This is a genomic window from Pseudomonas sp. G166, from assembly GCF_037027455.2.
In the GTDB taxonomy this organism is placed as follows: Bacteria; Pseudomonadota; Gammaproteobacteria; order Pseudomonadales; family Pseudomonadaceae; genus Aquipseudomonas.
The window spans coordinates 1,111,134-1,130,625 of the sequence record NZ_CP146985.1 but is presented as its reverse complement, the minus strand read 5'-3'; the positions used below and the strand labels follow the sequence as shown (position 1 = coordinate 1,130,625).

At 60.4% G+C, this 19,492-nt stretch carries 17 protein-coding genes; 7 read left to right on the top strand and 10 right to left on the bottom strand.

The genetic code is table 11. The features are described from left to right. Nucleotides 1-77: 77 nt before the first annotated feature. Nucleotides 78-1,982, top strand: coding sequence for an alkaline phosphatase D family protein (locus SGN16_RS04910; RefSeq protein ID WP_335943387.1), 1,905 nt, complete (start codon nt 78-80; stop codon nt 1,980-1,982). A gap of 263 nt (nt 1,983-2,245) precedes the next feature. Here the strand turns inward: SGN16_RS04910 and SGN16_RS04905 are convergent, their stop codons facing one another. Then, nucleotides 2,246-2,980, bottom strand: coding sequence for an OmpA family lipoprotein (locus SGN16_RS04905; RefSeq protein ID WP_018604257.1), 735 nt, complete (start codon nt 2,978-2,980; stop codon nt 2,246-2,248). Nucleotides 2,981-3,122: 142 nt separating this feature from the next. Beyond that, nucleotides 3,123-3,575 carry a helix-turn-helix domain-containing protein gene (locus SGN16_RS04900; RefSeq protein WP_335943386.1) on the bottom strand — a complete coding sequence of 151 codons (453 nt, stop codon included), beginning with the start codon at nt 3,573-3,575 and terminating at the stop codon, nt 3,123-3,125. Nucleotides 3,576-3,684: 109 nt separating this feature from the next. Between SGN16_RS04900 and SGN16_RS04895 the strand changes: the two genes are divergently transcribed. Continuing rightward, entirely contained in the window at nt 3,685-4,941 is a 1,257-nt protein-coding gene (locus tag SGN16_RS04895) for an MFS transporter (protein ID WP_335943385.1), read from the top strand. Here the strand turns inward: SGN16_RS04895 and SGN16_RS04890 are convergent. Beyond that, entirely contained in the window at nt 4,907-6,082 is a 1,176-nt protein-coding gene (locus SGN16_RS04890) for an aspartate aminotransferase family protein (RefSeq protein WP_210642920.1), read from the bottom strand. The genes SGN16_RS04895 and SGN16_RS04890 overlap by 35 nt on opposite strands. Nucleotides 6,083-6,180: 98 nt before the next feature. Between SGN16_RS04890 and SGN16_RS04885 the strand changes: the two genes are divergently transcribed. The 4 genes from SGN16_RS04885 (at nt 6,181) to SGN16_RS04870 (ending at nt 9,935) form a co-directional block, all read left to right on the top strand. Beyond that, complete coding sequence (locus tag SGN16_RS04885; RefSeq protein ID WP_335943384.1) at nt 6,181-7,098, top strand: LysR family transcriptional regulator; 918 nt, start codon at nt 6,181-6,183, stop codon at nt 7,096-7,098. Between the two features lie 143 nt (nt 7,099-7,241). Further along, the gene (locus SGN16_RS04880) at nt 7,242-8,255 is read left to right on the top strand and encodes a sensor domain-containing diguanylate cyclase (RefSeq protein ID WP_210642918.1); all 1,014 of its coding nucleotides are present in this window, start codon (nt 7,242-7,244) and stop codon (nt 8,253-8,255) included. 92 nt (nt 8,256-8,347) lie between these two features. Further along, nucleotides 8,348-9,091: a DUF72 domain-containing protein gene (locus SGN16_RS04875; protein ID WP_335943383.1), complete on the top strand. Its 744-nt coding sequence runs from the start codon at nt 8,348-8,350 to the stop codon at nt 9,089-9,091. A gap of 139 nt (nt 9,092-9,230) precedes the next feature. After that, entirely contained in the window at nt 9,231-9,935 is a 705-nt protein-coding gene (locus SGN16_RS04870; protein WP_210642916.1) for a hypothetical protein, read from the top strand. Nucleotides 9,936-10,055: 120 nt separating this feature from the next. Here the strand turns inward: SGN16_RS04870 and cyoE are convergent, their stop codons facing one another. From cyoE to hmpA, 7 genes are all read right to left on the bottom strand, one after another. Further along, complete coding sequence (gene cyoE / locus SGN16_RS04865; protein WP_018604246.1) at nt 10,056-10,943, bottom strand: heme o synthase; 888 nt, start codon at nt 10,941-10,943, stop codon at nt 10,056-10,058. 11 nt (nt 10,944-10,954) lie between these two features. Then, nucleotides 10,955-11,290 (bottom strand): cytochrome o ubiquinol oxidase subunit IV, encoded by a 336-nt coding sequence (cyoD, locus tag SGN16_RS04860; protein WP_003205394.1) that lies wholly within the window; start codon nt 11,288-11,290, stop codon nt 10,955-10,957. After that, nucleotides 11,291-11,917, bottom strand: coding sequence for a cytochrome o ubiquinol oxidase subunit III (locus tag SGN16_RS04855; protein WP_003205395.1), 627 nt, complete (start codon nt 11,915-11,917; stop codon nt 11,291-11,293). A gap of 3 nt (nt 11,918-11,920) precedes the next feature. Continuing rightward, entirely contained in the window at nt 11,921-13,951 is a 2,031-nt protein-coding gene (gene cyoB, locus SGN16_RS04850; RefSeq protein ID WP_057451772.1) for a cytochrome o ubiquinol oxidase subunit I, read from the bottom strand. A 3-nt stretch (nt 13,952-13,954) separates the two neighbouring features. Then, nucleotides 13,955-14,902 carry a ubiquinol oxidase subunit II gene (gene cyoA, locus SGN16_RS04845; protein ID WP_210642915.1) on the bottom strand — a complete coding sequence of 316 codons (948 nt, stop codon included), beginning with the start codon at nt 14,900-14,902 and terminating at the stop codon, nt 13,955-13,957. 787 nt (nt 14,903-15,689) lie between these two features. Next, on the bottom strand, nt 15,690-16,199 hold the full coding sequence (locus SGN16_RS04840; protein ID WP_210642914.1) for a disulfide bond formation protein B: 510 nt from the start codon (nt 16,197-16,199) through the stop codon (nt 15,690-15,692). A 333-nt stretch (nt 16,200-16,532) separates the two neighbouring features. After that, on the bottom strand, nt 16,533-17,714 hold the full coding sequence (gene hmpA / locus SGN16_RS04835) for an NO-inducible flavohemoprotein (protein WP_210642913.1): 1,182 nt from the start codon (nt 17,712-17,714) through the stop codon (nt 16,533-16,535). A 151-nt stretch (nt 17,715-17,865) separates the two neighbouring features. On the opposite strand from hmpA, the gene norR reads away from it, so the two are divergent. Beyond that, on the top strand, nt 17,866-19,422 hold the full coding sequence (gene norR, locus SGN16_RS04830) for a nitric oxide reductase transcriptional regulator NorR (RefSeq protein ID WP_210642912.1): 1,557 nt from the start codon (nt 17,866-17,868) through the stop codon (nt 19,420-19,422). Nucleotides 19,423-19,492: the final 70 nt, after the last annotated feature.

The window sequence follows — 19,492 nt, the reverse complement described above, 5'->3', positions numbered from 1 at the left end:
TTATTCCACCCTCCCCTGCGACAAAGCACATTGCGTTATGATCCCCGCCTCTCCCTGAACCGAGCTTTTCCCTGCGAATGCTGCCGTCCACTCCCGACACCACCACCCTCCCCTCTGTCCTGGTCGGCCCGATATTGCGGCGGCTGGAGCCCACCCGGCTGGTGATGTGGCTGGTGGGCACGCGAGCATTGGCGTTGACGTTGCGCCTGGACGGCGTGGGCGATCTTGAGCTCAATGCACAGCGCTGCACGGTAGTGCCGGTGGGGCAACAGGCGTTTGTGCATCTGATCGATGTGCGGCTCGACAGCCCCCTGCCCCAAGATGTCTCGATTGACTACGACTTGCTGGTGGACGGCGTCCCCATCGCTGAATGGGCACCACATCTGTTGTATGGCGAGGCGCGGTGTCCGAACTTCGTGCTGCATGCGCGCATCGATCAGTTAGTCCACGGTTCCTGCCGCAAACCTCATTACCCGGCCAACGACGGTTTGCTCTGCATCGATCGGCTGTTGGCCCAGGAGCCGACACAGCGGCCGGCGCTGTTGATGATGAGCGGCGACCAGGTCTATGCCGACGATGTTGCCGGGCCGATGTTGCGAGCCATTCACGCATTGATCGAGCACCTGGGGTTGTTCGAGGAATGCCTGGATGGCGCGGTGGTGGAGGACAGCGCCAAGCTGTATCGGCACCCCGCCAGTTATTATCACCGAGCCGATTTGTTACCCGCGCTTGAGAGCAACGAAACCCTGCGCGAGCGATTTTTCGGCGGCGCGCGTAAGCCGATTTTCACCAGCAGCAGCGCCGACAATCACCTGGTGACCTTCGCTGAAGTCATGGCGATGTACCTGCTGGTGTGGTCGCCGGTGCCGTGGACATTGATCGCCCCGCAACCGCCGGAACTGACCGCTGAGCGACGCCAGCGCTACGACCTGGAACAGCAACGCATCGAGGGCTTCAAGGCTGGGCTGGACGGCGTGGCGCGGGTGTTTGCGCACCTGTCGTGCCTGATGATTTTCGACGATCACGATATTACCGATGACTGGAATCTTTCCGCGCAGTGGGAGGAAACGGCCTACGGCCATCCGTTCTCCAAGCGCATCATCGGCAATGCATTGATTGCCTACATGCTCTGCCAGGGTTGGGGTAACAACCCGGATGTCTTTGCCGACGTGATCGAGCAAACCGTGGCCCTGAGCGACACCGCCCGGGACCGCTACCTCGACAGCGGCCCCCAGGACCAATTGATCGACACGCTGCTGGGTTTCCAGCAATGGCATTACGTGTTACCGAGCACCCCGGCCCTGGTGGTGCTCGACACCCGCACCCGCCGCTGGCGCAGTGAGAACAACCTCAAGCAACCTTCCGGCCTGTTGGACTGGGAAGCCCTGAGCGAGCTGCAACAGGAGCTGCTGGATCACCCTTCGGCGATCATCGTTTCACCGGCACCGATTTTCGGTGTGAAGCTGATCGAGACCGTGCAGCGCGTGTTCAGTTGGTGCGGTTATCCGTTGCTGGTGGATGCGGAAAACTGGATGGCCCATCGTGGCGCGGGCCAGGTGATCCTGAACATTTTCCGACACTCGCGTACACCGGGTAATTACGTGGTGCTGTCGGGCGATGTGCATTATTCCTTCGTCTACGAGGTATTGATCCCACACCGCAAGGGCGGCCCGCGCATCTGGCAGATCACTAGCAGCGGCATCAAAAATGAATTCCCTGCGGCGCTGCTGGAATGGTTCGACCGCCTGAACCGCTGGCTCTATTCGCCGCGCTCGCCCCTGAACTGGTTCACCAAGCGCCGGAGCATGCGCATCGTCCCGCACATCCCGGAACACGCCGAGGCTGGGGAACGCTTGTGGAACTCAGCGGGGATCGGCCAGGTGTTCTTCAATGAACAGGGGCAGCCTACGCAGATTTATCAGCACAACGCCGACGGCAAACCACCGACCCGCATGCTGCCAGCCAAATCGCCCCCAACCTGATCCAGAATCACCGCCTCAGACAGACCGCTATCGCGAGCAAGCTCGCTCCCACAGGGGATTTGGGTCGACCACAAATTTCCTGCTCACTGGAGAGCCAGGGTGGGAGCGAGCTTGCTCGCGATGACGCCGGCCCATTCAACATCACCGCCCCAGGCAGTCACTATCGCCAGCAAGCCCACACGGTTGATTGCGACTGGAACTAACAGCCAAAAAAAAGCGGGGGCCCTGTTTCGAGGCCCCCCGCTTCATTTGCCGCCCAGCGGTTATGGGTATTGCTGGTAAGTCTGGCCCTGCTGCTGCGGCGCCTGGTATTGCTGGCCGGGAATGGCCTTGAGGTTGACCTCGACGCGACGGTTTTGCGCACGACCATTGACGTCGGCGTTGCTGGCCACCGGATTGTCCGGACCGGCGCCACGGGCCGACAGGTTGGCGCCGCTCACGCCTTGGGACGTCAGGTAGGTCGCCACGCTCTGGGCACGACGCTGGGACAGGTCCATGTTGTGCTGACGGCTACCGGTGCTGTCGGTGTAACCGACGATTTCGATCTGGTTCTGGTTGAACTCCTTGAGGGAGTTGGCCAGGTTATTCAGCGGTTGGTAGAAGCTGGAGGCGATGTTCGCCGAATCAGTGGCGAAGGTGATGTTGCCCGGCATGATCAGTTTGATCTGGTCGCCCTGGCGCTGCACTTCAACGCCGGTATTGGCCATGCTTGCGCGCAGTTTCTTTTCCTGCTGATCGGCGTAGTAGCCGTAACCGGCTGCGGAAGCCCCCACCACCGCAGCACCGATCAATGCCCCTTTGCCACGGTTATCGTGACCGATGGCCGCACCGGCCAATGCACCGGCCAGGGCGCCGAGGCCGCCGTACTTGGCGGTTTTGCTCATGCCCGAAGACTCGGTAGAGGCCTGTCCCTGGTTGTCGTAGGGGTTAGGCGACGCACAGCCGGACAACAGGGCCACAGCAGTAGCGACAACGATCAAGCGACGCGAGGTGAACATGGAATGCTCCTGGTTTTTCAATTCTGGGTGCAAGGCCTTCTGACAATGGACCCTGGCTGGCGTTGGAACGCGACCAGCGGCAAAAATTCCGTGCCGCTGCGCTGCGTTTACTCAACCTTTACAAAGCAAAAAACCGCACCGTTCAGGGTTTGAGCACTGTACGACGATGACAGTCCCCCGGCTCCAGTTTTTTCCCCGTCGCCGAACGAACCTCAAGCATCGCCACCGGTTCATCACGCTCATTGTCCAGCAGTACCGAGTGAGTTTCTCCCGCGCTGAACAAATGCCGCTCGCCCCACTGGCGCAGCGAAACCACGATCGGAAACACCTCGCGCCCCTTCTGCGTCAAGGCGTACTCCTTGTAGGCGCTGCCATCGGAAGCGGGTCTCGTCTCGAGCACACCGACCTCCACCAGCGACTTGAGACGCGAAGCCAGGATGTTCTTCGCCAGCCCCAGGTTCTTCTGGAATTCGCTGAACCGCCGCACCTCATCGAACGCGTCCCGAATGATCAACAGCGACCAACGGTCGCCGATCACCTCGACGGCCCGGGCCACGGGGCACTCATGGCTGGCCGGGGATGTTTTTTCAGTCATGTGCTGGCCTCTTTGCGATGAAAAAACAGGTTGCATATTAAAACCAGAATAGCTAAAAAACAACTTTGTGGTTTCAAATCAAAACCTGATTTAACAAAGGAAGCACCCTATGCCCTGTGAAGCGCAAGCGATTGCGGCGCAATCCGATGAAGCTGTCCGGCAAGCGTCTGCCGCCCACCCAGCCAGGCTGTCTCGGTCGCTGACGTTGTTGTTTTCCCTGACCTGCGCGCTGGCGGTGGCAAATGTCTACTTCGTCCAGCCACTGCTCGATTCGATTGCCCACAGCCTGCACGTTGCGCCGCGGCTCATCGGCATCGTTGTGACCGCGACCCAGATCGGTTATGCCCTGGGCCTGGTGTTCATCGTTCCTCTGGGCGACTTGATCAATCGCAAGGGCCTGATGATCACCCAGACGCTGCTGTCGGCCTTGGCGCTCACCGCCGTAGGGTTTGCCACGCACTGGTCGATGCTGCTCGGCGCAATGGTCATGGTGGGTTTGATGGCTGTGTTGGTCCAGGTCATCGTGGCCTACGCCGCGGCCCTCGCCTCGCCGCAGCAGCGCGGGCAAACGGTCGGCACGGTGACCAGCGGCGTGGTGCTGGGGATCCTGCTGGCCCGGTTCACATCGGGGCTCATTGCAGACCTGGCCGGGTGGAGGGCGGTGTACTTTGTATCGGCCGGGCTGATGCTGGCGTTGGCGATGGTGCTGGCACGAACAGTCCCTTCGACCCGCCAACCCCGGCTCGACCATTCATACCCTGCGCTGCTGTGGTCGACGCTCACATTGTTCGCCACGGAGCGCACCTTGAGGGTCAGAGGTGTCCTGGCCTCGCTGATCTTCGCCGCGTTCAGCGTGTTATGGACCGCCATGGTGCTGCCCCTCAGCGCACCACCCCTGTCACTGTCCCATACCCAGATCGGCCTGTTTGGCCTGGCGGGCCTAGCCGGTGCCCTGGCCGCGTCGAAAGCCGGGCGCTGGGCCGACCGGGGTCTGGGCCGGCGCACCACCGGCATGGCCCTGACGTTATTGACATTGTCATGGCTGCCCACGGCGTTTACCCAAACCTCGTTGGTGGCCCTGGCAGTCGGCGTCATCGCTCTGGACTTCGCGGTACAGGCGGTCCATGTCACCAGCCAGAGCCTGATTTTCGCCGCCCGCCCCGATACCCAGAGCCGTCTGGTGGGTGCCTATATGTGTTTTTATTCCATCGGCAGCGCCTTGGGGGCCGCCGCCGCGACCCAGGTTTATGCGCAATGGGGCTGGGTCGCGGTATGCCTGTTGGGTGCGTCGATCAGTGCAAGCGCCTTGGCGTATTGGGTCTGGACCGATTTCAGGCCTGCGCCAGGCAGCGGCTCACGCCCCTGACAATCATCTCCACCTCCCGCCCATCAATCGTCAGCGGTGGTAGCAAACGAATGGTCTTGCCCCGGGTGACATTGATCAGCAAGCCATGATCCCGGGCGGCGCAGAGGGTCAGGTCGCGGACCGGCTGCTTGAGTTCAACGCCGATCATCAACCCGAGGCCGCGAATCGCCAGCACGTTCGGGTTGTCCGCCAGCTCGGCCCGCAACCGCTTGAGCAACTGTTCACCCTGCTGCCTAGCGTTGTCCAGCAAGCCTTGTGCCTCGATGATCTGCAACACTGTGCAACCGACCCGACAGGCCAGCGGATTACCACCAAACGTGCTGCCATGGCTGCCGGGCGTGAATAGCTCGGCAGCCTTGCCCCGGGCCAGGCAGGCACCGATGGGCACGCCATTGCCCAGGCCTTTGGCGAGGGTCATGACGTCCGGCACGATGCCTTCGTGCTGGAACGCGAACCATTGGCCGGTGCGGCCGATACCGGTCTGGATCTCGTCGAGCATCAGCAGCCAGGCGCGCCGGGTGCACAGTTCACGCAAAGCCTTGAGATAGCCCGGCGGTGCAAGTTGCACACCGCTTTCGCCCTGGATCGGTTCCATCAGTACCGCAACGATGCGTTCGCCGTGAGCTTGCTGGATCTTTTCCAATGCCGCGAGATCACCGAACGGCACCTTGACGAAATCCCCCGGCAACCGATTGAACCCCAACCGTACCGCCGGGCCGTCACTGGCAGACAACGTGCCCAAGGTGCGCCCGTGAAATGCATTCTCCATGACCACCACCAAAGGCTGTTCGATCCCCTTGTGCCAGCCGTAAAGACGCGCCAGTTTCAGCGCGGTTTCGTTGGCTTCGGCGCCGGAGTTATTGAAGAACACCCGCTCCAGCCCCGAGAGCTGCGTGAGTTTCTGCGCCAGCCGTTGTTGCCAGTCGATGCTGTACAGGTTGGAGGTGTGCAACAACAGGCCGGCCTGTTCGCTGATGGCGGCCACCAACCGGGGGTGGGAATGGCCGACATTGGTCACCGCCACGCCCGCCACCGCATCGAGGTATTCGCGGCCGTCCTGGTCCCACAGGCGCGTCCCCAGGCCATGAGTGAAATTCAGCGCCAGGGGTTGGTAAGTGGACATCAGGCAGGCAGCGGTCATGGCATCAAGCTCCATCGGGTGGTTTTTTCCAGTATGGTTGGCCACCCTTGCTGGATAAACGCTGCTTTACTTCAATCATTTAAAAGCCGAGCTTGATAATGGACCTGTTCCAGGCAATGACCGTTTATGTGAAGGTGGTTGAAACCGGCAGCCTGACGGCGGCGGCCCAGGCCTGCGAAATGTCCACGACCATGGTGGGTAATCATCTTCGCGCCCTGGAGCAACGCCTCGGCGTGCGCCTGATCAACCGTACGACCCGGCGCCAGCGCTTGACCGAGTTCGGCTCGGCCTACTACCAGCGCTGCCTGGAAGTCCTGGGGCTGGTGGCCGATTCCGAACGCTTGGCCGAACAGACCCAGGGCGAGCCCACTGGCACCTTGCGCATCACTGCGCCGCTGACCTTCGGCACCGAACGCCTGGCGCCGGCCCTGGCCGAATTCAGCCAACGTTACCCGCAGGTCAAGCTCGACGTGGTGCTGACCAACCAGCGCCTGGACCTGCTCGATCACGGCTTCGACGTTGCTATCCGCCTTGGTCATCCCGACCCGAAAATGATCGCCCGCCCCTTGATGAACTACACCCTGACCATTTGCGCCTCCCCTGCTTACCTGGCGCGGCGCGGCACACCGGAAAAACCCGCCGACCTGCAACAACACGACTGCCTGTCGTTCGCCTATTCCGCAGGCGACGAATGGCGCTTCGCCCAGGACCATTGGCCGATCAAGGGCCCGGACGGCGAAATCAAGGTCCCGGTGAATGGACCGATGCTGATCAACAGTTCCTCGGGCCTGCACCGCGCCGCCCTGGCCGGCATGGGCGTGGTGATGCTGCCCGATGCGCTGGTGGAACAGGACCTGAAGGACGGCCAACTGGTAGCGTTGCTGCAGGACTATCAACTGCCCCATCGCCCGATGAGCCTGATGTACGCCCAGGATCGTTACCGTTTGCCAAAGTTGCGCAGCTTTGTCGAGTTTGCACTGGGGAAATGGGGCAAAGCTCAATCCGTAGCCGAATGATGTTGTGGCGAGGAATAAATCCCCTCGCCACAACGGCGCCTTCGCTTGGGGGGCGCTGCCGACGCTAGTGACCCCGCGCGCCATCGGCTACTCTTGAGCCTTGGACGAGCATTTTGATATCAAGGTTGATTGGGGAAACGACGATGGGAGATGCCTCGGACATCGATATGCTGCGGTTCGATCTGTCCGATCTGGATGAAGACGTACTGCACACCATTCTGGAACTGGTCAGCGACGGCATCTGGGACTGGAACGCCAACACCGGGTTCGTCTACCGCAACCCCGGCTGGTACACGATGCTTGGCTACGCGCCCCATTCATTGAATAACACCGTGCTGACCTGGGAGAGCGTGATCCACCCCGAAGACTACCCACGGGTCATGACCTTGTTCGATGACTATCTGGAGCACCGATCCCCCAGCTACCTGGCCGAATACCGCTGCCGCACGCGCGACGGCTCCTACATCTGGATCGAGGATCGCGGCTACGTGATCGCACGCAATCCTGACGGCACGGTAGCCCGCATGATCGGTGCCCATCGCAGCATCGACGACAAGAAGCGCTTGTTCGAACAACTGGAGCGGCGCAACAAGTCCCTGGAAGCCGTCATCGAAGAACGCACCCGCGAACTGTCCCGGGTCAACCAGCAGCTCCAGATCCAACTCGACGAAAACCGCCGGCTCGCCGAAACCGACGCGCTGACGCTGGTCGCCAACCGCTATCGCCTGGAGCAAGCGCTGCCACTGGCCTGCGAGCGTGCCCAGCGCTTTCGCGAACCTTTGTCGCTGATCGCCATGGACGTCGATGATTTCAAAGACATCAACGATTGTTACGGCCATGCTTTCGGCGACGCGGCATTGGTGCAAGTGGTGCAGGCGGTCAAACGCTGCGAGCGTGACGGTGATTTGCTGGTTCGCTGGGGCGGCGACGAATTCATCATGATTCTGCCCAACACCTCCCTGGCCGATGCCTGCCTGATGGCCGAAACCATTCGCCGTGGATTGTCCGACCTGCTGCCCGTGGGCGATTTTCAGATCACCATGAGTTTTGGCGTAGTGCAGCGCTTGGACGATGAACAGCAAGCGGCGCTGCTGGACCGGGCGGACCAGGCGCTGTATCGCTCCAAGATGGCCGGCAAGAATGTGATCTGCAACTGAAGGCCGGCACAGGACCACCGGCAAAAATGAATGCATCTTTGCGGCGTTTGCAGCGGTCATAGGTTGTAACGCTTGCAATCAGGTCCAGGCACTTGTCGACTCGATCCCTCTCCCCTTCACGCCTTTACCTGGGCTGCGCCGGTTGGTCGTTGCCCCGGGAGCAATGGCCGGCCTTTCCCGTCGAGGGCACCCATTTGCAGCGCTATAGCGCACGGTTCCCGGCGGTGGAGATCAACAGTTCGTTCTACCGCCCACACCGCCCCGCCACCTACGCAAAGTGGGCCGACAGCGTCACCCCGGGCTTTCGGTTCTCGGTCAAAGTGCCGAAGCAGATCACCCATGAACGGCGGCTGCTCGATTGCGAAGGGCTGATGGATGAGTTTCTGGGGCAATGCTCGCAGTTGGGAGAGAAACTGGGCTGCCTGCTGATCCAATTGCCCCCGTCACTGGCCTTCGATGCCGCAGTGGCCGAAGCATTCTTCACAGCATTGCGCGACCATTATCAGGGGCATGCCGTGCTTGAACCCCGACACCCGAGCTGGCTCGCGCCCACGGTGGAGGCACTGCTGCAAGCCCAGCACATCGGTCGCGTCGCCGCCGATCCCTCGCCATTACCCGGTTGCGATCGACCAGCGGGCTGGCCTGGCGTTCGTTACTACCGGTTGCACGGCTCACCGCGAATTTACTATTCCCCCTACGACGACACCTGGCTGGAACGGCTGGCCGGGCAATTGAAGAGCGAGTCCGACACTGCAACCTGGTGCATCTTCGACAACACCGCAAGTGGTGCGGCGACACCCAATGCATTGCGCTTGATGGCGCTGATGGGCGATTGAAACCCACCCTCGGCAACAAATGCCAACCTGTCGCCGGTCCGACCGTGACAACACCGCCCGCGTCCAATAGATTAGGCGACCGGAAAAAAGCTCAGTGCCTTTCTCGCCTCATCCCGCTAACAGAAGTAGTGAAATTTCAATGTCCGATTCCAACACCGCTGAATCCGTAACCACCCTGTCGTCCAAAGCGGAATACGAAAACTCCATCAATCTTTCACAGCATCTGCCTCAGGCCAAAACCATCAGTGAGATGGTCCTCGATGCGTTCCAGTCGAACCGCGAAAGCGACCAGATCCGCGAACTGCGCAACGCCATCCGCCAAGCTCATGACGCCTTCGACGACGACAAGGCTTACGAACTGATGGGCCAACTCAAACAGCTCAAGGACGCCGAAGCCGCCGATTTCGCCGCACTGGAAGACCTGAGCAGCCGCTTCTCCATCAGCCGTATCCTCTCCAGCTACAAAGACGACCCGGCCTTCCAGGAACTGGTGTATGGCCTGGCCTTGAAAGTGCTGAACCAGACCCACCAGGCCATCAGCAACCCGAGCGGCAGCAAGGGCAAAGCCTCGCGGGCCAAGAAGGAAGCCGAAGTGTTTGTCATCAGCAAGGATGGCATCAGCGTCACCCTGCCCTTGCGCACACCACGCTCCAAGCTGAACGTCGACCGTGAAGCCTTCGAATTCCTGGGCTTCAACTTCGTAGGCGAAGGCGACGAAGCCGAGCTGGAAAACGAAACCTTCCTGGACAACGACGGCACCGAACAACCGGTGACCCGCAAAAGCATCGTCACCGCCCTGCAACAGCAGAAGGCCTTCGACGGCTACAGCATCGCCCAGCAATAAGCCCAAATCGAGCCCCTGTGGGAGCGAGCTTGCTCGCTCCCACAGACGTCCGAAGTAATACCCATGAAAAAGCCCCGCGCTTCTCTCGAAGGCGGGGCTTTTTTGTGCAACGTCTGAAGCTTAGGGCGCGTAAGTCAGCAGCAGCTCACTTGGCACCTTGAAGTCCAGGGACATCATGACGCTCAGGGCGGTGATGGTGAAGATCGAGAACACGAACAGCTTGCGCGCCCAGACCGTGTCATCCACAGCCTTGTAGCCGGTCCAGGCCATGTACAACCAGTACATGCCCATGGCGGCGGCGACGGCGAGGTAGCTCATGCCGGCGTAGCCGCTGAAGGTCAGCATCAAGGTCGCCACGAGGAAGGCCAGGATGTAGAGCAGGATGTGCTTCTTGGCCACCCGGATACCACGCTTGACCGGCAACACCGGAATCGAGGCCGCCAGGTAGTCGTTGAAACGGAAGATCGCGATGGCGTAAGAATGCGGCATCTGCCACAGGCTGAACATCACCAGCAGCGTCAGCGCCGCCATGTCGAAGCTATTGCTCACGGCGACGTAGCCGATCACCGGCGGCATCGCCCCCGACAGGCTGCCCACCAGCGTGCCGTGAACCGACTTGCGCTTGAGGTACAGGCTGTAGAAGCCGACATAGATGACAAAGCCGATGACAGCGAACAGCGCCGCCAACGGGTTGGCCACCCAGTACAACAGCGCCACGCCGGCCACGCCCAGCACCGTGGCGAACGCCAGGGCCAGTTGCACCGGGATCAGGCCCTGGACCAACGCGCGGTTCTTGGTGCGCTCCATCTTGATGTCGATGTCGCGGTCGATGCAGTTGTTGAACACGCAACCGGACGCCACCACCAGGGACGTGCCGATCATCGCCGCCAGGAAGATGGCCAGATCGACATGCCCCTTGGAGGCCAGGAAAAAACCGCCTGCCACAGAAAGCACGTTACCGAAAATGATCCCCGGCTTGGTGATTTGGATAAAGTGCTTCAGGGACATCCGGATTTTCCTCAGTGCGCCATCATGTTGGTGTGGATGCTGAACATGATCCACAACGACAGGCCTACCAGCAGGACGATCACGATCGCGGCAAAGACAAACGCGACCACGTTGTTACGCTGGGCGGCGGAGCGGTCCAGGTGCAGGAAGTACACCAGGTGCACCAGTACCTGGACCACGGCGAAGATCAGTACGATCCACAGGGTCAGGCTTTTGGGCAGCGATGGGTACATCACCAGGCCGAACGGAATGACGGTCAGGATCACCGACAGGATGAAACCGATGGCGTAGGACTTGACGCTGCCGTGGCCGGCGTCGTGGCCATCATGGGAATGTGCGTTAGCCATTTACAGGGTCCCCATCAGATAAACAACGGTGAATACGCAGATCCACACCACGTCCAGGAAGTGCCAGAACAGGCTCAGGCAGCTCAGGCGCGTCTTGTTGGTGGCGGTCAGGCCGTTTTTCTGGACCTGGTACATCATGATCGCCATCCAGATCAGGCCGCTGGTCACGTGCAGACCGTGGGTGCCGACCAGGGTGAAGAACCCGGACAGGAAGCCGCTGCGGTTAGGGCCGTAGCCCTCGGAGATCAACATGTGGAACTCGTTGATCTCCATGCCGATGAAGCCGGCACCGAACAGGAAGGTCATGGCCAGCCAGCCCAGTACCTGGGTTTTCTTGCCTTTGAACAACGCCAGCATGGCGAAGCCGTAGGTGATCGAGCTGAACAGCAGCAGCGCGGTTTCACCCAGTACGTACGGCAACTCGAAGATGTCGTGGCCCGATGGGCCACCGGCGACGTTGTTAACCAGCACCGCGTACGCTGCGAAGATCGACGCAAACAGAATGCAGTCGGTCATCAGGTAGAGCCAGAAACCGAATACGGTCATCTCGCCCGAGTCGTGGTGATGGTCATCGTGCCCATGGTCATGACCATGGGCGTGTCCAACAGTGGTCACTAAGTTCGACATGGTTTAAGCCTGTTCCAACGAGGTTTCAACACGGGTGGCGGTGGCTGGGACTTTCCCGGCCGCTACCAGACGTTTGTGCTGCTCGGCTTCGATGCGCTCGATGACATCCACCGGCACCATGTAGCCCTGATCGTCACGGGCGGCATGGATCGCGAAATACACCACGGTGCCGACCAGGCTGGCGATGGCCAGCCACCAGATGTGCCAGATCATCGCGAAACCGAACACGGTCAGCAGCGCGCCCATGACCACACCGGTGGCAGTGTTGTTGGGCATGTGGATCGGCTCGTACTTGGCCGGGACCGGGTACGCGGTCCCGTTTTCCTTGGCTTCGGTGAACGGGTCGATGACGTCCGCTTTTGGCAGCACGGCAAAGTTGTAGAACGGCGGTGGCGAAGAGGTCGACCATTCCAGGGTATGGGCATTCCACGGGTCACCGTGTTCGCACATGTTCTCTGGCTTGTTGCGATCGCGCACGCTGACATACAACTGGATCAGCTGGCAGGCGATACCGACGGCAATCATCACCGCACCGAACATGGCGACGTACAGGTACGGCACCCACTCAGGGTTGGTGGTGGTGTTCAGGCGACGGGTCATGCCCATGAAGCCCAGTACATACAGCGGCATGAACGCGACGAAGAAGCCGGTGATCCAGAACCAGAACGCTGCCTTGCCCCAGCCTTCGTGCAGCTTGAAGCCGAACGCTTTCGGGAAGTAGAAGGCGAAACCAGCGATGTAGCCAAACACGGCGCCACCGATGATCACGTTGTGGAAGTGCGCGATCACGAACAGGCTGTTGTGCAGCACGAAGTCAGCACCCGGGATGGCCAGCAGTACGCCGGTCATGCCGCCGATGGCGAAGGTCACCATGAAGCCCAGGGTCCACATCACGTGGCTGGTGAAACGCAGGCGGCCCTGATAGATGGTGAACAGCCAGTTGAACAGCTTCACCCCCGTCGGGATCGAAATCAGCATCGTCGCCAGGCCGAAGAAGGCGTTGACGCTGGCCCCCGAACCCATGGTGAAGAAGTGGTGCAGCCAGACCATGAAGCCCAGCACCGAGATCGCGCCGCTGGCGTAGATCATCGAGTGGTGGCCGAACAGTTTCTTGCCGGAGAAGGTCGAGATGACTTCGGAGAAAATCCCGAACGCCGGCAGGATCAGGATGTACACCTCGGGGTGACCCCAGGCCCAGAACAGGTTGACGTACATCATCGGATTTCCACCCAGTTCATTGGTGAAAATGTGGAAATCCATGTAACGGTCAAGCGTCAGCAGTGCCAGGGTAGCGGTCAGGATCGGGAAGGAAGCGACGATCAGTACGTTGGCCCAGGTGCAGGTCCAGGTGAAGATCGGCATGTCCATCAGCTTCATGCCCGGGGTACGCATTTTCACCACGGTGGCCAGGAAGTTGACCCCCGTCAGCGTCGTACCCAACCCGGAAAGCTGTAGCGCCCAGATGTAGTAATCCATCCCCACGCCCGGACTGTATTGCAGGCCCGACAGCGGCGGATAGGCAACCCAACCGGTCTTGGCGAATTCGCCAACGCCCAGGGACAGGTTGATCAGTACCACGCCCGATACCAGCAGCCAGAAGCTCAGGGAGTTCAGGAACGGGAAGGCCACGTCACGCGCGCCGATCTGCAGCGGCACTGCAAGGTTCATCAGGCCGGTGAAGAATGGCATCGCCATGAAGATGATCATGATCACACCGTGAGCGGTGAAGATCTGGTCATAGTGTTCAGGCGGCAGGTAGCCAGGCGAACCCTCGGTGGCCATGGCCAGCTGGGTACGCATCATGATGGCGTCGGCAAAACCGCGCAGCAGCATGACCATGGCGACGATGATGTACATCACGCCGATTTTCTTGTGGTCGACCGAAGTCAGCCACTCGGTCCACAGGTAGGTCCACTTCTTGAAGTAGGTGATCCCCGCGAACAACGCCAGGCCACCGAGCGCGATGATGGCGAGGGTCACCATGACAATCGGCTCGTGGAACGGGATCGCTTCCCAACTTAATTTACCAAACATCGTTTACTCCTCTGCCCCGGCAGCTGAATGCGAGCTCATGTCCATCCCTTCCATGTTGTGAGCCACTTCCTTTTCGTTCTTCTCGTGGTGCATCGGCTTGCCCGGATTCATCCCTTCATATTTGTCGATGATGGTCTGGAACAGGTTCGGCGTAACCGACGAGTAGAGTTCGACTGGGTTGTTCTGGCTCGGTTTGGAAAGGGCTTCGTATTCAGCTTTTTCAAGCTGTTTAGGTGCCTTCTTCACATCGTTGACCCAGGCGTCGAAATCTTCCTGGGTCGTGGCGATTGCTTTGAACTTCATGCCGGTGAAACCCGCGCCGCTGTAGTTGGCGGAGATACCGTCGAGTTCGGCGTTCTGGTTGGCGATCAGGTGCAGCTTGGTCTGCATGCCCGCCATCGCGTAGATCTGGCCGCCCAGGCCCGGGATGAAGAACGAGTTCATCACGGTGTCGGAGGTGACCTTGAAGTTGATCGGCGTGTGGGCCGGGAACACGATTTTGTTAACGGTGGCGATGCCTTGTTCCGGATAGATGAACAGCCACTTCCAGTCCATGGAGACCACTTCGATGGTGATCGGCTTGACGTCGGACTCCAGCGGACGATACGGGTCCAGGGCGTGGGTCGACTTGTAGGTGACGTAACCCAGGGCAATGATGATCAGCACCGGAATCGTCCACACCGCCACTTCGATCTTGGTCGAATGCGACCACTTCGGCGTGTACGTGGCATTGGTGTTGGATGCGCGGTATTTCCAGGCAAACAGGAAGGTCATGACGATAACCGGCACAACGACCAGCAACATCAGCAGTGTGGCGGTGATGATCAGGTTTCGTTCATCCAGGCCGACCTGGCCCTTGGGATCGAGCAAGGTCATGTTGCAGCCTCCCAGCAGCAACGTGCCGAGCAGCGGCAACAAGCCTAGTAATCGGGGGTACCTGTTTTTACTCATCTCACGACCTCTAAAGCAGCTTGCGCAATGCAGTTGGGTTTTGATCGCCAACACTTCACCCTGCCAAGGGTTGGCATTTTCTTGGATTGAATAAGGGCTGCCCATCGAACGTCAGTCAGACACCGTTCGACACATCCTGGGCCAGCAGTGAGTTCTTATTCGTTGGTCAAAGGCCTAGTTCAAGCCCAATTCCATTTGGTGCGGGTAGTTGGAGGCACCGACACCTGGGGTCGCATGGGGCGCTGGCGCCCTTCGACCACCTCGTGCTCAAGCCTGAGCCGGGTCGGAAAATCGGTGCGGGCGATTGTAGTGAGCTGAGGCGCTGTAGACCATGTCTCATCCCGAAATAATTTTTATCCGATCCGGCAACAATCTCAGGCCGTTCTCGCAACAGGACGGCATCTTATCGAAATTCATTCTCAACAAGAACCCCAAAAAACATAGGCCTACTACGCCCGATTTAGACAGCTCGAAGGGGGTACCCTGAGGTTATTTTCCTGGAAAGGGCCCATTTTTCGGGGGTTGGGCCGCCTGACGCTGCGCTGTTAAAAATGCCTGCTTCGCGCAGGGCAAGTTTGAACAATCGGAGCAGTTCGGGCGGTTTTTTTGTTACAGGATGAGGCGCCTATCAACGCTTGGCCGGCAGTTGAGAGGCAAAATGTGTGACAACATGTCGCACATTGTCGCAGGCTATTCTTGCCCCGGATCAAGGCCGATCCCACCCAACGCTGAAACGCAAAACGCCCCGGCGCTCAAGAAGAGAAACCGGGGCGCTTGCTTGCGTGTTTCAGCGAAGGTGTTTGCGGTTACGAGACACCAGCAACGGCACCAGCACCACGATCAGCACGAAGGCTACCAGCGCCCATTGCGCCAGGGACAGCCCGAGGATTGGCGGGTATGGGGTGGAGCAAAAGCCATCGACCTGGAAGCCCAGCGGGAAGATCTTCGCCAGAGGCAGGTCATCGACAATCGGTTGCAACACATCGATGCCGCAACTGACCGCCGGGAAGAACTGGGTGTACACGTGATGCCCTGCCACAGCGACGCCAGCCAAGGCGCAAAGCACCACGAGGCCTTCGAAAATCGTCAGGCTGCGACGGGTGCGCATGGCTGCGCCGATGAAGGCGAAAATCGCGATCAGCAACAGCGCATAGCGCTGCAAGATGCACAGCGGGCAAGGCGCCTCGCCGAGGGCGACCTGCATGTACAACGCACCGCCGATCAGCGCCAGGCAGATCAGCCCCAGCAACACCAGATAGCGCCGCTCACGGCCCAAGCGCAGCATTTCCTCACTCATTGCGTTTCCCTTTGTAGGCATGGATTGACGCGCAGCCTTGCGATACTCGGCGCGCTATCGGATGGCCGAAGTCTACACGCTGACCATGACAGTGAACGAGCCACTGTCGGCAACATTGGCTGGGAATAAACAGCAAGAGGGTTAAGTGCGGATTAATTTGCGCGCCAAGGGGAGTCGGTTAGAGAGGTATCGAGCCTGCCGGCGTCATCGCGAGCAAGCTCGCTCCCACAGGGGCTTTGTGCTGAACGCCAATCTTCCAAGCGCCCCGGAGCTAATGTGGGAGCGAGCTTGCTCGCGATGAAGGCGGCCCGGCTTCCGGGCGCGTCGCTGCTTTTATTCCAGCGCCGCCGCCGGGCCGAAGAACTCGTAGCGACTCTGCTGGTCCGGCACGCCCAAGGCCTTGAGGTGACGTTTGACGGCGCCCATGAAACCCTTTGGCCCAAGGAAGTAGGCATCCAGGTCACGCTGTTCCGGCAGCCATTGTGCCAGTTGCTCTTGGCTCAGCAGTCCCACCTTGTCGGCCGCCGGACTCAAGCCGTCGTCTTCGTCGTAGCAGTAGAAACGCTTGAGCTGCGGGTGCCGCTCGGCCAGCTGATCGATCCAGTCGCGGAAAGCATGGACACGGCCGTTGCGCGCGCAGTGTATGAAATGCACCGGCCGCTCGGTTTGTAGCGCCGCCTGCAACATGGCCAGGGTCGGAGTGATGCCGACACCGCCACTGATCAACACCAGCGGCTTGTCGCTGTCCGTCAGGTAGAAATCCCCGGACGGCGGGAACAGCTGGATGCTGCTGCCAACCTGGAAGTGATGATGCAGGTGGTTGGACACCCGTCCACCGGCCTCACGCTTGACGCTGATACGGTATTGACCGTTGTCCGCCAGGGCCGACAGCGAATAGTTGCGCCGCACTTCCTCGCCATCGAGCATCAACTTCATGCCAATGTATTGGCCCGGTTCGGCCACCAGAATCGGCCCTTTGTCCGCTGGTTCGAAGTAGAACGAGGTGATCTCCGAGCTTTCCTGCACCTTATCCACCAGGATGAACTCGCGCTCGCCCCGCCAGCCACCCGGCGCCTGAGCCTTCTTGTCGTACATGCCGGTTTCGGCACCGATCAGAATATCGGCCAACTGATTGTAGGCAGCGCCCCAGGCTGCAATCACTTCAGGCGTGGCGATTTCTTCGCCCAGCACTTCGGCAATCGCCCGCAACAGGCACGAGCCGACAATCGGGTAATGTTCTGGCAGGATCTGCAAGGCAACGTGCTTGTTGACGATTTTCGCCACCAGGTCGCCCAGTTGGTCGAGCTGGTCAATGTGCCGGGCATACATCAACACACCGTTGGCCAGCGCACGGGGCTGGTCGCCACTGGCCTGGTGAGCCTGGTTGAACAGCGGGCGCACCTGCGGGTATTCGGACAGCATCATGCGATAGAAGTGAGTAATCAGCGCTTCACCACCGCTTTCCAGCAATGGAACGGTGGAGCGAATGATGGCGCGTTCTTCTCGACTGAGCATAGAGTGACTCCTGACGTATTACAGCTAACAGTACGTAGCTCTTATCAGATTCCATGCCATAAATTTTCATGTTTAATATCAATAAGTTAAAAACATCGTAGTCATAAGGACACGACGGGGCTTATAGTCTTTACGACTACATGGAGTCATTATGACTGCAACTTCCCTGCTGACCTCGCTGCTGCCGCTGGTGGCCGATCTCTCCCGAGAACTGCCTGAAGGCGAGCGTTATCGGCGCCTGCTCGGTGCCTTGCGCGCCCTGCTGCCCTGTGACGCGGCGGCGTTGTTGCGCCTGGACGGCGATTGCCTGGTGCCGCTGGCAGTGGACGGCCTGAGCACCGATACCCTTGGGCGACGATTCCGGGTGAGCGAACACCCGCGCTTCGAAGCCCTGCTGGCCACCCCGCACCCCACCCGATTCGCGGCCGACAGCCACTTGCCCGATCCCTACGACGGGCTGGTTGAAGGTCTCGATGAGCATCTGGAGGTTCACGACTGCATGGGCTGCCCCTTGTTCGTCGATGAACGCCCTTGGGGCCTGCTCACGCTCGACTCGCTGGATCCGGGACGCTTCGAACCCATCGACCTGAGCGCCCTGCAAGCCTTCGCCAGCCTCGCCGCCGCGACCGTCAGCGCCGCCGAACGCATCGAACGCCTGGCCTTGAAAGCCGAGGACGAACACCAACGAGCCGAGATCTATCGCCAGGCCAGCGGCCAGCAACAGCGCGACATGGTCGGCCAGAGCAAGCCCCACAAGCGCCTGGTGGAAGAAATCAAACTCGTGGGTGGCAGTGACTTGACGGTGTTGATCACCGGCGAAACCGGCGTTGGCAAGGAGCTGGTCGCCCAAGCCATCCATGCGGCCTCCCTGCGCGCCGAACAGCCACTGATCAGCCTCAACTGCGCCGCACTGCCCGATACCCTGGTGGAAAGCGAACTCTTCGGCCACGTACGCGGCGCGTTCACTGGAGCCACGAGCGACCGACGCGGCAAGTTCGAACTGGCCGATGGCGGCACGTTGTTCCTCGATGAAGTGGGCGAACTGTCGCTGACCGTCCAGGCCAAGCTGTTGCGCGTATTGCAAAGCGGACAGTTGCAACGCCTGGGCTCGGACAGGGAACACCGGGTCGATGTACGGCTGATCGCGGCCACCAACCGCGACCTCGCCGAGGAAGTGCGCAACGGACGTTATCGGGCCGACTTCTACCATCGTTTAAGCGTGTACCCGTTGCAAGTGCCAGCGCTGCGTGAGCGCGGGCGGGACGTGCTGCTGCTCAGCGGCTTCTTCCTGGAACAGAACCGTTCGCGCATGGGCCTGGGCAGCCTGCGCCTGAGCAGCGACGCCCAGGCCGCGCTGCTGGCCTACGACTGGCCGGGCAACGTGCGCGAACTGGAGCACTTGATTGGCCGCAGCGCCTTGAAAGCCTTGGGCAGGTGCGCGGTGCGCCCGAAGATCCTCAGCCTCAGCGCCCAGGATCTGGACTTGCCTCAAGCCGCGCAGGAAAACCCAGCGTCTTCGCCCACCGGCCCTGCGCCTGTCACGCAAGGGCTCACGGGAGACTTGCGCGACGCGGTGGACGACTTCCAGCGCAGGCTGATCGGCGCCAGCCTGGAGCGTCACCAGCACAACTGGGCCAGCGCCGCCCGAGAATTGGGGCTGGATCGGGCGAATCTGGGGCGAATGGCCCGGCGGTTGGGGCTCAAGTAACAGCGCAGCGCTCTCCTGTGGCGAGGGAGCTTGCTCCCGCTCGGCCGCACAGCGGTCGTAAAATTCGATG

Coding starts and splice junctions, on each gene's coding strand:
- SGN16_RS04885 (WP_335943384.1), top strand. CDS start 6,181: ATGGACCTGTTCCAGGCAATGACCGTTTATGTGAAGGTGGTTGAAACC.
- SGN16_RS04895 (WP_335943385.1), top strand. CDS start 3,685: ATGCCCTGTGAAGCGCAAGCGATTGCGGCGCAATCCGATGAAGCTGTC.
- SGN16_RS04890 (WP_210642920.1), bottom strand. CDS start 6,082: ATGACCGCTGCCTGCCTGATGTCCACTTACCAACCCCTGGCGCTGAAT.
- SGN16_RS04900 (WP_335943386.1), bottom strand. CDS start 3,575: ATGACTGAAAAAACATCCCCGGCCAGCCATGAGTGCCCCGTGGCCCGG.
- cyoE (WP_018604246.1), bottom strand. CDS start 10,943: ATGTCCCTGAAGCACTTTATCCAAATCACCAAGCCGGGGATCATTTTC.
- SGN16_RS04910 (WP_335943387.1), top strand. CDS start 78: ATGCTGCCGTCCACTCCCGACACCACCACCCTCCCCTCTGTCCTGGTC.
- SGN16_RS04855 (WP_003205395.1), bottom strand. CDS start 11,917: ATGTCGAACTTAGTGACCACTGTTGGACACGCCCATGGTCATGACCAT.
- hmpA (WP_210642913.1), bottom strand. CDS start 17,714: ATGCTCAGTCGAGAAGAACGCGCCATCATTCGCTCCACCGTTCCATTG.
- SGN16_RS04880 (WP_210642918.1), top strand. CDS start 7,242: ATGGGAGATGCCTCGGACATCGATATGCTGCGGTTCGATCTGTCCGAT.
- norR (WP_210642912.1), top strand. CDS start 17,866: ATGACTGCAACTTCCCTGCTGACCTCGCTGCTGCCGCTGGTGGCCGAT.
- cyoD (WP_003205394.1), bottom strand. CDS start 11,290: ATGGCTAACGCACATTCCCATGATGGCCACGACGCCGGCCACGGCAGC.
- SGN16_RS04840 (WP_210642914.1), bottom strand. CDS start 16,199: ATGAGTGAGGAAATGCTGCGCTTGGGCCGTGAGCGGCGCTATCTGGTG.
- cyoA (WP_210642915.1), bottom strand. CDS start 14,902: ATGAGTAAAAACAGGTACCCCCGATTACTAGGCTTGTTGCCGCTGCTC.
- SGN16_RS04905 (WP_018604257.1), bottom strand. CDS start 2,980: ATGTTCACCTCGCGTCGCTTGATCGTTGTCGCTACTGCTGTGGCCCTG.
- cyoB (WP_057451772.1), bottom strand. CDS start 13,951: ATGTTTGGTAAATTAAGTTGGGAAGCGATCCCGTTCCACGAGCCGATT.
- SGN16_RS04870 (WP_210642916.1), top strand. CDS start 9,231: ATGTCCGATTCCAACACCGCTGAATCCGTAACCACCCTGTCGTCCAAA.